This is a genomic window from Nocardia tenerifensis NBRC 101015 (genome assembly GCF_000308715.1).
In the GTDB taxonomy this organism is placed as follows: domain Bacteria; phylum Actinomycetota; class Actinomycetes; order Mycobacteriales; family Mycobacteriaceae; genus Nocardia; species Nocardia tenerifensis.
In genome coordinates this window covers 1-10,903 of record NZ_BAGH01000004.1, presented here as the reverse complement: position 1 = coordinate 10,903, position 10,903 = coordinate 1, and the positions used below count along the sequence as shown (strand labels likewise).

12 protein-coding genes are annotated in these 10,903 nt (G+C 70.6%); 7 read left to right on the top strand and 5 right to left on the bottom strand.

Going from position 1 to position 10,903, the window contains the following annotated elements; translation table 11 throughout:
- Positions 1 to 260: 260 nt before the first annotated feature.
- A complete protein-coding gene (gene serS, locus ON39_RS00330; protein WP_040729324.1) occupies positions 261 to 1,523 on the bottom strand; it encodes a serine--tRNA ligase in 1,263 nt (420 codons plus the stop codon).
- A gap of 223 nt (positions 1,524 to 1,746) precedes the next feature.
- Here serS and ON39_RS00325 point away from each other — a divergent pair, with 223 nt between their 5' ends.
- The 6 genes from ON39_RS00325 to ON39_RS45515 all read left to right on the top strand — a co-directional run bounded on the left by ON39_RS00325 (position 1,747) and on the right by ON39_RS45515 (position 6,813).
- Positions 1,747 to 2,883: a septum formation family protein gene (locus ON39_RS00325; RefSeq protein ID WP_169335845.1), complete on the top strand. Its 1,137-nt coding sequence runs from the start codon at positions 1,747 to 1,749 to the stop codon at positions 2,881 to 2,883.
- Between the two features lie 9 nt (positions 2,884 to 2,892).
- Complete coding sequence (locus ON39_RS00320) at positions 2,893 to 3,243, top strand: metallopeptidase family protein (RefSeq protein WP_040729320.1); 351 nt, start codon at positions 2,893 to 2,895, stop codon at positions 3,241 to 3,243.
- Positions 3,244 to 3,402: 159 nt separating this feature from the next.
- Entirely contained in the window at positions 3,403 to 3,723 is a 321-nt protein-coding gene (locus ON39_RS00315) for a PE domain-containing protein (protein ID WP_040729318.1), read from the top strand.
- A gap of 42 nt (positions 3,724 to 3,765) precedes the next feature.
- The gene (locus ON39_RS00310; protein WP_040729316.1) at positions 3,766 to 4,935 is read left to right on the top strand and encodes a PPE domain-containing protein; all 1,170 of its coding nucleotides are present in this window, start codon (positions 3,766 to 3,768) and stop codon (positions 4,933 to 4,935) included.
- Positions 4,932 to 5,762, top strand: a complete 831-nt coding sequence (locus ON39_RS00305) for an ESX secretion-associated protein EspG (RefSeq protein WP_051186115.1) — start codon at positions 4,932 to 4,934, stop codon at positions 5,760 to 5,762. The genes ON39_RS00310 and ON39_RS00305 overlap by 4 nt, the downstream gene beginning before the upstream one ends.
- Positions 5,763 to 6,258: 496 nt before the next feature.
- Positions 6,259 to 6,813, top strand: a complete 555-nt coding sequence (locus ON39_RS45515) for a phosphatase PAP2 family protein (protein ID WP_051186112.1) — start codon at positions 6,259 to 6,261, stop codon at positions 6,811 to 6,813.
- Here ON39_RS45515 and ON39_RS00295 read toward each other — a convergent pair.
- From ON39_RS00295 to ON39_RS00285, 3 genes are all read right to left on the bottom strand, one after another.
- On the bottom strand, positions 6,774 to 7,454 hold the full coding sequence (locus tag ON39_RS00295) for a histidine phosphatase family protein (RefSeq protein ID WP_246002959.1): 681 nt from the start codon (positions 7,452 to 7,454) through the stop codon (positions 6,774 to 6,776). The genes ON39_RS45515 and ON39_RS00295 overlap by 40 nt on opposite strands.
- Positions 7,451 to 8,365 carry a prephenate dehydratase gene (gene pheA, locus ON39_RS00290; protein WP_040729314.1) on the bottom strand — a complete coding sequence of 305 codons (915 nt, stop codon included), beginning with the start codon at positions 8,363 to 8,365 and terminating at the stop codon, positions 7,451 to 7,453. The genes ON39_RS00295 and pheA overlap by 4 nt, the downstream gene beginning before the upstream one ends.
- A 184-nt stretch (positions 8,366 to 8,549) precedes the next feature.
- Entirely contained in the window at positions 8,550 to 8,954 is a 405-nt protein-coding gene (locus ON39_RS00285; protein ID WP_040729312.1) for a hypothetical protein, read from the bottom strand.
- A 198-nt stretch (positions 8,955 to 9,152) separates the two neighbouring features.
- Between ON39_RS00285 and ON39_RS00280 the strand changes: the two genes are divergently transcribed.
- Positions 9,153 to 9,920, top strand: a complete 768-nt coding sequence (locus ON39_RS00280) for a DUF2470 domain-containing protein (protein WP_040729310.1) — start codon at positions 9,153 to 9,155, stop codon at positions 9,918 to 9,920.
- 6 nt (positions 9,921 to 9,926) lie between these two features.
- Here the strand turns inward: ON39_RS00280 and ON39_RS00275 are convergent, their stop codons facing one another.
- A complete protein-coding gene (locus ON39_RS00275; protein WP_040729308.1) occupies positions 9,927 to 10,721 on the bottom strand; it encodes a CPBP family intramembrane glutamic endopeptidase in 795 nt (264 codons plus the stop codon).
- Positions 10,722 to 10,903 lie beyond the last annotated feature (182 nt).

Genomic DNA, 10,903 nt, shown 5'->3' with positions numbered 1-10,903 from the left:
TTCGGGGTACTCGCCGCGCGCCCCGATTCCTCGCACGGACAACAGCCTAGACACAAGCAATCCCAGCGGTTGCCACATCCCGTGAATCCGGCATGGCGAACCGATAGCTATTCACGTGCGCGAAACATCCGGGCGGCCAACGCGACTAGGTCGCGACGGCCCACACGCGGCATTCTCCGGCAGAAAGGCGCTCGCGCACGGGCACTTCGGACGGGTGGATGTCCGCCCACCGCCTACTCGGCGTGGCGGGCGGCTATCCGTTACTTCGGCGGCGCGAGCACCTCGGTGCCGACGAACGGAACCAGCGCCGCGGGCACCCGCACCGAGCCGTCGGCCTGCTGATGGTTCTCCAGGATCGCGACGATCCAGCGGGTGGTCGCCAGCGTGCCGTTCAAAGTCGCTGCGATCTGCGGCTTTCCGTTCTCGTCGCGGTAGCGCACGGACAGGCGGCGGGCCTGGAAGGTGGTGCAGTTCGAGGTCGAGGTGAGTTCGCGGTAGGTCCGCTGCGAGGGAACCCAGGCCTCGCAGTCGAACTTGCGCGCGGCCGAGCTGCCGAGATCGCCTGCGGCGACGTCGATGACGCGATAGGGCACCTCGATGGCCGCGAGCATCTCCCGCTCCCAGGCGAGCAGGCGCCGGTGCTCGGCGTCGGCCTGCTCGGGCGTGGTGAACACGAACATCTCGACCTTGTCGAACTGGTGCACCCGGATGATGCCCCTGGTGTCCTTGCCGTAGCTGCCCGCCTCGCGCCGGAAGCACGACGACCAGCCCGCGTACCGCTTCGGGCCCTCGCTCAGGTCGAGGATCTCGTCGGAGTGGTACCCGGCCAGCGGCACCTCCGAGGTGCCGACCAGATAGAGGTCCTCCTCGGCGAGCCGATAGACCTCCGCGGCGTGCTGACCGAGGAAGCCGGTGCCCGCCATGATCTCCGGGCGAACCAGCACCGGCGGGATCATCATGGTGAAGCCGTTGGCCACCGCCTTCTGCGCCGCGAGCTGGAGCAGACCGAGCTGCAGCAGCGCGCCGTAGCCGGTCATGAAGTAGAAGCGGGCGCCGGAGACCTTCGCACCGCGCTCCATGTCGATCAGGCCGATCGCCTCGCTGAGCTCCAGGTGGTCCTTCGGCTCGAAGTCGAACTCCGGTGGCGTGCCGACGGTTTCGAGCACGACGTAGTCGGCCTCACCGCCCGCGGGCGCGCCCTCCTGCACCACGTTCGAGATGGCCCGGTGCGCGGCGTCGAGGTCGGCGTCGGCGGCGTGCTGCGCGGCCTCGGCCTCCTTGACTTTGACCGACATCTCCTGCGCCTGCGCGAGCAGGGCGGATCGCTCCTCTTTACTCGCCTTGCCGACCAGCTTGCCCATCGCCTTGTGCTCGGCGCGCAGGTTGTCGGCGGTGGCCACCGCCGCGCGGCGCGCGGTGTCGGCCTCGAGCAGGGCATCGACGAGAGCGGGGTCTTCGCCGCGGGCGCGCTGCGAGGCGCGGACCGCGTCGGGGTTGTCCCGCAGGAATCGGAGGTCGATCATGGGGCCTCAGCCTAGTGGTTGGGGTATGGCTGTTTCACGTGGATATCCCTGGATGCGCGGCACGCGGGCGGCGGCGCGCGGATAGTTGGCCCGCTGCTTGAGCTTTCGCCGAATCCGTGATCGGTGACGTGCCCGCGGACCGCCGACCCGGCGTTGCGCGGCGATAGCGCCGCCGGGACCGGGTCGTGGCACCGCGGCTCGGAGACTGCCATGATGGATCGCGATGTCCTCCTCCGATCACGCACCCGAGCCGAAGCGATCGAGCCGCCCGCCCCGGCGCGGCGCGCCGTCGGGCACCAGCCCGGTGCGGCGTTCGGTCGCCACGGCCCGCGGCTTGTTCACCGGCGACACGCCGCTGCCCGCGCCGACGCTGCGCTGGGGGCTGTTGCTGGTGGCCGCGGGTGCGGTGATCGCCGCGCTGGTGACGTTGTTCGTGACCGGGTTCGACAACAACAAGATCGAGGCGCACACCCCCGGCTCGCCCGGTGAGCCGGTGGTGGACAAGGAATTCGGCACCGCGGTCAAGGGCGACTGCCTGAGCTGGTCCAAGCCGGACCACTCGGATCTGTTCAAGGTGCGCTGCGACACCAAGCACATGTTCGAGGTGGCGGCGGACGTCGACATGAGCAAGTACCCCGGCAAGGAGTTCGGGCCGGGGTCCAGGTTCCCCGACTCGCTGCGGCTCACCGAGCTGAAGGAAGAGCACTGCGTGCCCGCGGTGCAGCAGTACCTGGGCGGGAAGTTCGATCCGCGCGGGCGCTACATCGTCGGGTTGATGTACCCGAGCCCCGACGGCTGGCAGCACGGCGACCGCACGCTGCGATGCGGGCTGCAGTACGCGGCGAGCACGGGCACGCCGCCGTCGGTGGGCAGCGCCGCCGAGCACGATCAGTCGAAGGTGTACGGGCCGGGCGTGTGCCTCGGCATCAATCAGAACCTGCCCACCGACCCGGTGGACTGCGCGCAGGTGCACGCGGTGGAGGTCGTCTCCACCATCGACCTCGGCCAGCGGTTCCAGGGCGGCCCGCCCGCCAAGGAGGAGCAGGACCGGTTCGTCGAGGACGAGTGCGCGCGGACCTCCGCGGACTACCTCGGCGGGCCCGATGTGGTGCGCAACAAGACGCTGACGCTGTTCTTCGACTACCTCGACGCGCGCAGCTGGCTCGCGGGCAGCCGCAAGCTCGACTGCATGGTCGGCAAGGGGGCCGACCGGGAGGGCTTCGCGCCGATCACCGGCTCCGCGAAGGGCGACATCCTGATCAACGGCCAGGCCCCGCAGCCGCCGCCGAACACGGGGCGCTCGACCCCGGCGCCGCTGCCCGGCGCCGCGCCGCTGCCCCCGCAGCCGCAGCCGAGGTAGTCCGCGACGATGTCGGTCTCCATGTCCGAGGACCGGTTCGAGGAATTGGTCGGCGACGCGCTCGATCGCATTCCGCCGGAACTGGCGCGCGCCATCGATAACGTGGTCGTGCTGATCGAGCCGCGCAATCCGGACGATCCACATTTGCTCGGGCTGTACCACGGGATCGCGCTCACCGAACGCGACAGTCATTACGGCGGAGCGCTTCCCGACACGGTGACGATCTATCGCGAGTCCATCCTCGCCATCTGCTCGGACGAGGACGAGGTGGTCGAGGAGGTCGCGATCACCGTGATCCATGAGATCGCACACTATTTCGGCATTGACGAAGACCGCCTGCATCAGCTGGGATGGGGCTAGTCTTTACCCAAGCTGTATGAGTGCGGTTGCGGTTGGGGTGAGACAGGAAGAAACTTCAGGGGATTCGATGGAACCGATCGCTACGCCGTCGCGTCCTATCACTCGAAGGGGGAATTCTCGTGGTTCCGCCCCACCGCCGCCACTAGAAGGAGTCGAGTCATGGTTGGCCACGTACTAGTACAACCCGAAGTCGTCCTCGCCGCCGCCGCCGAACTGGATCTGCTCGCCGATCGTCTGGCCGCCGCGGCCGCGTTGACCGCGCCGGCGACCCATGTCGTCCCCTCCGGTATGGACGAGGTGTCGCTGCACGCCGCGAACCACCTCAACCGAGGCGCGATGACCCACGATCAGGCCATCGCCCAGGGAATCCTGGAGCTGCACCACGCCGCCGCGACGCTGCGCAGCCAGCTCGTCACCCATGTCGGCGAGGACGTGGCACGGGCGGGCGTCATCAACGTCGTCAGCGGAACAATCGCTTAACGCCTGCGGGCATCGCACACCGAACAAGCAAGGGGAGAAAGCATGACCGCAGGAATCACCGGGGTGTTCTGGCTGCCCCGTCAGGCAGAGGGAAACTCGATCGCGCTGAACGCGGGCGCACACGCCGTGCCGATCTCGGCCGCGGCCACCGCGTGGGGTGGGCTCACCGCCGCGTGGGTGGACGCCACCGCGACCGTCGCCCGGGTGATGGCCGAGCTCGGCGTCGGCATGCAGGGCATCAACGGCATCTCGGCGCTGTCCAAGCTCACCGGGTTCATCGGCTGGGCCGAGCAGCAGGGCGTCATGGCGGCCACCCTGGGCTCCAAGGCGGCGGGCAACGCGATCGCGTACACCGTGGCGTCGCTGGCCATGCCGAGCCTGCCGGAGATCGCCGCGGTCGACGCGGCGCGCGTCGCCGCCCACTCGACCGGCGGCGTGCTCAACGGCACCTCGGAGGCGGCCGAGGCGGCCAAGGCCGCGCTCGACCTGCGGGCCGCGCTCACCATGGAGACCTACGAGGCGGCGACCACCGCGATGGTGGTGACGCCCGGCGAGTTCGTCAACCCGCCCGCGATCGCGCACGGCGCGGGCACCGCCGACGCGGGCCAGGCCGATCAGGCGTTCCAGGCCACCGAGGCGGACCCGGTGCAGACCGCGATCGCGACGGCGGGCGCGTTCGTGAACAACCCCGCCGTGATCGGCGCCGCGACCCAGGCGGCCAATGTCGCGGGCTCGGTCGCGACCACCGGTGTGTCCACCGCGGGCACCATCGGCTCGCACGCGATCGCGGCCGTCACCAGCGCGGCGGCGCCCAGCATGACCAGCGCGGCACCGGCGGCCACCATGGTCGGCGGCGCGGGTCTGGCCTCCGCCGCCGTGTCCGCGGGGACGCGGTCCGCGTCGTTCGGCTCCGGCGCGGCGGTCTCGGTCGGCAACGGCTCGCTCAAGCTGCCCGAAGGCTGGGGCACCGGCGCCCCCGGTGGCGCACCCACCGCGGCGCCGGTCGCCGAGAACGTCTCGGTCAGCCAGCCCACCGCAACTCCAGTGCAGCGCAACAACACTCCGGGCAGCCCGCTGCTCGGCAACCAGGTGCGCGACGAGGACGACGAGACCGAGCACAAGAGCCTCGACTACCTGCGCTCGATCGAGCACTTCAACGACGGCCGCTACGCCGCCGACGGAGTGATCGGCGCCGAGCCGGCCGCTAAGTGACGGTGCTCGGCGCGGGCCGCGGCCCGTCGATGCTCGCGTCGGTCGTGCTGTCGCTCGACGAAATGCAGTTTCTCCTGGAGAAGCTGGAGATCGACGAGGTGCCCGTCGTGCTGGACGCGCGCGGGCAATACGACAACGTGACCGATCACGATGCCGCGATGGCCGTGGCCGCCCAGTCGCTCACCGATCGGGAACTCCTGATCGGTGACGCGGTCCATCAGGAACTCGAGGACCGGCTGATGGCGTTGTACCGCCCGCACTGGGTGGTCGCGCTGCGGCTGTTCGTCGACGGTCAGGCCAGTCGCATGTGTCTCGCGAAGGGCGACGACATCGTCACCGTCGCCCTGCGCGGGCCGCACTCCTACGTGATCGACGAGGCCGAGGACGACCTGCCCGGCCCGGTGATCGCGGCCCTAGGCCCGGCCGAACCACTCGACCTGACCGGCATGCGGGCGCCGACCGAGCAGCTCGTCCCGATCTTCGACGACACCGGCGACGCGGCCGCCACCGCGCGCCGGCTCGCGAAGGTCGGCACCCCGCCGGCCGACGCGCAGGCCCTCGCCTCGGCGATGGTGCAGATCCACTCGCACGCCGAGATCGTCGGCGTCGTCTACGGCGACGGCACCCGCGACGTCACCGACAACCACATCGCGGTGTTCAACACCCGCGGCGGTCGCTTCATCGCGACCGCGAGCAAGTCCGACGACGACGTGAAGTGGACCTCGCTCAGCACCGGAACGACGGCGCGGTTGCGAACGGCGTTGCAGGACTTGATCAATGGGCTACCCGAGCGGGCGGAGTTTCCACGCAAACCCGAGCAGGTGTAGTCCAGGCCGGGTAACTCCGGCTTCGGGAGTGGCCCGGTCAGCCGATGAAAGCGGTTGTGTGGGAAGGCTATGAGCGCGGCTTGTGTGCGGCCGGAAGGATCTTGCTCTAGGCGAATCCGGCACTGATCGGCATCGGGGTCGAGTTGCTCGTCGCCGATGGCACGGGCAAGCGGAACGCCGCCACAGCGCGGATTCGCCGCGAAGTGCCCGCCACGCGCGGGTTCGCTCGGAGCGGGTGGCCCGTCCGCAACGGTAGGCTCGTGCGTTCCCGGCCGGGCGGGACGGCGGAGTCATCAGAGGTACCTGCCGCGCGAAATGGCGTAATTTCCTGCGCCGCAAGACAATTCCCACTCACAAGCCCGACACTCGGCGGAATTAAAGATGCGCATTCCCCGGCGAATCGGCACTATGGCGTCGTGAACAGTCGTCAGCGAACGAGCCGACCAGACAGCGCACCATCGCGCGCAGCGAGGCCGAGCGGCGGCGAGGCGCGGTCGTGAACCTGGACCGAGACATCATGATGTTCCTCGATGACCACCGCGACCCGACGGTCACCACGATGGCACGCTGGGCCATGGACGTCGGCCTGAGCCCCTTCGTGCTGCTGGCGTGCGGCGTCGTCGGCCTCGTCATCGCGATCGCGGGCCGCTGGTGGCGCCTCGGCCTGGTGGTCGGCGGCGCCGCCGTATCCGCCATGGTGCTGACCTGGGTGCTGAAGACGATCATCGCCCGCCCCCGGCCGCCGGTGGATCTGGCGATCGTGCACACCGGCGGCTGGTCGATGCCGTCCACGGTGGCCGCCATCACGGCGGCGGGCGCGGCGACCCTCTTCCTCAGCGTGACCTGGCCGACCTCACCGGTGCGCTGGGTTGCGGGCATCGGCCTGACGGCCGTCGTCGCGGCGGTCGGCTGCGCCATGGTGTACCTCGGCGCGCATTGGCCGAGCGACGTGCTCGCGGGCTGGCTGCTCGGCCTCGGCATCGCGGCCGTGGCCGGCCGCGCCGGACGCGATCAGCCCATCGGGTCGTCGGAGGTCGGCGCGACGTCGTAGCCGAACGGCGGCGTGAACCGACCCCAGCGGATGCAGTCCCAGCCGCCGTCGGGCAGCGGGACGAGCTCGATGGTCTCGGTATTGTCGAGGTGATTGTTGGTGGTGAACGGCGGCAGCACGTCGGCCAGGTAGCGCGAGACCAGCCGCATGGCCGCGCCGTGGTTGACCAGCACCACATCGCCGGCCGAGCCCGGCGTCAGATACTTCTCGCGCAGACCGTCGACGACCGGCAGGAAACGGTCGAGCACGTCACGCCCCGACTCGCCGCCGGGGATGCGTTCGTCCAGGTCTCCCTCGTGCCACGCCCGGTACACCCGCTGGAACAACAGGTGCGCCTGCTCGCTGTGCTTGCCCTCGAGATCGCCGGCCTGCACCTCCTGCAGATCGTCCAGCACCGTGGCGGGCACGCCGGTCGCGGCCTCGATGTAGCCTGCGGTCTGGCGGGCCCGCAGCGCGGCCGAGCAGAACAGCACCCGCGGCGGAGCCAGCAGGTTCTCCCCGAACGATTTCGCCTGTGCCGCACCGCGTTCGGTGAGCGGCAAGCCGGGCACCCTGGTGTCGAGCAGTTTCGCGACGTTGCCCTCGGTCTCGCCGTGCCGGACCAGAACCAACTTGGCCGGGCCGATCTTCGCGTCCGTCACAGACCCGCCACCCCCTTTCGTAGCCGGGTCAGCCACTCGGCCGCCGCGTCGTCCGAGGGCGGCGGCGTGCCGGTCGCCGACGTCGCGGGCCAGGAACCGAGGAACCGGATCCGGGCGGTGCGATGCAGCGCCTTGAGCGCCTCGGCCACCGCGGCGTCGTCGATGTGGCCGACGCAGTCGAGATAAAAGCGATAGGTGCCCATGCCCGTGCGGGTGGGCCGGGACTCGATCCTGGTCAAATCGATGCCGCGCGTGGCGAACTCGGCGAACGCGCGCATGAGCGCGCCCGGCTCGTTCGACAGCTCGAGCACGATCGACGTCCGGTCCGCGCCGGTCGCGGGCGGAGCCGCGCAGGGCCGCGTGACCAGTACGAAGCGCGTGATCGCCTGATCATGGTCGGCCACGCCGGAGGCCAGGACCGCCAGGCCGAGTCGCGCGCCGGCCAGCGCGGTGGACACCGCCGCGTCGGCCTTGCCCGCCGCCACGTCCTCGGCCGCCGCGGCGTTGGACGCCGACACGTACGGCCGCGCCCTCGGCAATTCGCGCGAGACCCACTCGCGCACCTGCGCGGCGGCCACCGGGTAGGCGGCCAGCGTGCGCACGTCGTCCAGGATCGTGCCGGGGTGACCGAGGATCGTAAAGGTCACCTCCAGTTCGGTTTCCGCGACGATCTGCAATCGCGGGCCGATGGCGAGGGAGTCGAGCGTCGCGGAGATCGAGCCCTCGACCGAGCTCTCGATCGGCACCACCGCCCCCGCCACGTCCCCGGAGCGGACCAGTTCCAGCGCGGCGCCCTGGCTCGGCGCGGCGATACGCTCGACGGCCCCTTCGAAGGCCCCCGAGGATTCGAGTTCGGCGAGGGCCATCTCGGTGAAGGTTCCGGAGGGCCCGAAGTACGCGATTCGCGGCACAGATACGACCATACTTGCGTCCGCCGCCGACGCTCCGGCTATCACCCCCACACCCGTCCCCACCAGGCGTTTTCGCCCGCGTCCGAAGGACTGTGCCCACGATGAGCCGTGCGGCCACCGTCAGGAGTTACCCCGCCGCAGCCGATCCGGGAAGCTGGTGAACGGGCGGCAGACGTCGAGTACGTCAGCGCCCGTCGAGCGGGGCCAGGGCTCGGGTCACCTCGGCGACGAAGTCCGTCTCGATGGCGAGCAGAACGCCTCGAAACGCTTCTACCGCAGGCGGTTTCAGGGCAGTGAGGAAGGCGGTGTCCGGTGTCGTCAGCGCCGCGCGGATGTCCTCGCCGCACAGGGCCGCGACGGTCGCGGCGATGATCGCCAAGGCTCGCTCGCCCGAGCCGGTGCGCGCGACGAAGCCGGTGTCGGTGTGCACGACGGCGGCCAGGAAGTCGGCGATGTCCGAGTCGGGCGCGTCCGCGTCGAGCACCGGCGCGTCGCCGGGCCGCGGAGCGCGCACCAGCCCGTCGACGAGGCTGCGCCGAGCGGGCGTCGTCAACGTGATGAGTACCGGTTCTCCGCTCGATTCCGCCACCGAACCACGGTAACAACCGACCGCGAGCGACTGCTCGGGCCTACGCGGCCGAGGCCTCGCGCCGACGGTGAAACACGCGGCGAATTCTCAGAATCAGGCCGGAGCGAACGCTTGCGCATGTTCCGCCCGTCACTTAGCTTAGGGTAACCTAATCGAGCGCCCGAGCGAGGCGAACAACGCCCGACCACGGAGGTTTGCATGCCGCGTCCGACACCGACTGTCACACCGTCCACCGCTGAGCGGGTGCGCAGCGCGTGCGCGCACGCGGAGCAGGCGGTGCTGGCCATGCCGGGGATCGACCCGACGCCCGTCTCCGTGCATCACGTGCGCGAGTGCGGCGACGCGGTGATCGCGGTGCCCGCGACCTCCGTGGCCGCGCTGGTGGCGGGCAACTCGCCCGACGCGGGCGCGCCCGCGGTCCTCGAGCTGACCGATCACGCGCCGCTGCCGCTGCGCGAACCCGTCCGTGCGCTCGTATGGCTGCGCGGTTGGGTGCGCGCGGTGCCCACGCAGGCGCAGCGCGCGCTGGCCGGTGAGGTCGCCAAGGAGCACCCGGACCCCGGCCTGCTCGATGTCGGGCACACCGCGACCCTGCTGCGGCTGGTGATCAACTCCGCGGTGGTGGCCGACTCGACCGGCGCCGAATCGGTGAGCGTCGACGAGCTGCGCGCGGCCACGCCGGACCCGTTCTGCGCCTTGGAATCCGCGTGGTTGCAGCACATGGACGCCGACCACGCCGACGTCGTCGCCCAGCTGGCCAGGCACCTGCCGCCCCGGCTCCAGCACGGCATCGTGCACCCGCTCGCCATCGACCGCTACGGCCTGACGCTGCGCGTCGAGGGCCGCGACGGCGACCACGACTTCCGGCTGCCGTTCAACTCCCCCGCCGACGACATCGAGTCCCTCAGCCGCGCCGTGCGCACCCTCGCGGGCTGCCCGTTCCTCAACGGACTCCGCCGCATCTGAGCGCCGCTACGGCAGCCACGACACGTGGCCGCGCAGCGCCGTGTAACCGAGGTAGGCGACGGCGTCGATGGTGGCGTGGGCCAGAATCAGGGGCCACAGCTTGTTCGTGCGCTGCCAGTAGCGACCGAAGATCAACCCCATCACCAGGTTTCCGAGGCCGCCGCCGAGGCCCTGATACAGGTGGTAGCTGCCGCGCAGCAGGGCCGAGGCGAGCAGGGCCGAGTTCTCCGACCAGCCGAGCCTGCGCAGGCGGGCGATCAGGTAGGCGACCACGATGATCTCCTCGGCCAGCGCGTTCGCGCAGGCGGACAGGATCAGCGCGGGCAGCCGCCACCAGTGGTCGCCGAGCGAGGCGGGCACGATCGTCACGCTCACGCCCATGGCGTGCGCGGTCAGATACAGGCCAAGGCCCGGCAGTCCGATGACGGCCGCGAGCACCAGCCCCGGCACGACGTCCGCCCGCGGGCGCAGCCGCGCCGCCAGCCCGATCAGGCGCGGCCCGATTCCGCTGCGCCACAACAGATACAGGCCGAGCGCCGCCCAGCCGAGCAGCCGCGCCACGCTCAGCAACTGGAACAGCAGATCGATGGTCGACTGAGCCGAGCGCGACGGATTCAGCGCGACGGTCCGCCCGCCGACCCCGCCCGGCGCCAGCGCGCTCTCCACCAGGGACAGCGCGGCATTGAGCCCGCTCAACCCGAACGTGACACCCAGCACGACCGCGATCTCGAGCTTCAGGCCGAGCCGCTCCCGCTCCGTCGCCTCGGACTCGCCCCACTCGGCCCCGGACTCAGCACGCATGGGCTCGAATCTATTGCCCCCGCACCGCCGGCGCCGCGCACGCCCCGTTGGCCGCGCGACCGGGTCTATCCCGCTTTGCGACGCAAACCACAGAAACAGGCTTCACCTGCGCCGATGACCGCATCCACGCACCTGTGACCCAACCGTTGCCCGCACCGCGATAACGGTCAAGCGGCGCAGGC

Coding starts and splice junctions, on each gene's coding strand:
- ON39_RS00320 (WP_040729320.1), top strand. CDS start 2,893: ATGTCGGTCTCCATGTCCGAGGACCGGTTCGAGGAATTGGTCGGCGAC.
- ON39_RS00280 (WP_040729310.1), top strand. CDS start 9,153: ATGCCGCGTCCGACACCGACTGTCACACCGTCCACCGCTGAGCGGGTG.
- serS (WP_040729324.1), bottom strand. CDS start 1,523: ATGATCGACCTCCGATTCCTGCGGGACAACCCCGACGCGGTCCGCGCC.
- ON39_RS00325 (WP_169335845.1), top strand. CDS start 1,747: ATGTCCTCCTCCGATCACGCACCCGAGCCGAAGCGATCGAGCCGCCCG.
- ON39_RS00315 (WP_040729318.1), top strand. CDS start 3,403: ATGGTTGGCCACGTACTAGTACAACCCGAAGTCGTCCTCGCCGCCGCC.
- ON39_RS00275 (WP_040729308.1), bottom strand. CDS start 10,721: ATGCGTGCTGAGTCCGGGGCCGAGTGGGGCGAGTCCGAGGCGACGGAG.
- ON39_RS00310 (WP_040729316.1), top strand. CDS start 3,766: ATGACCGCAGGAATCACCGGGGTGTTCTGGCTGCCCCGTCAGGCAGAG.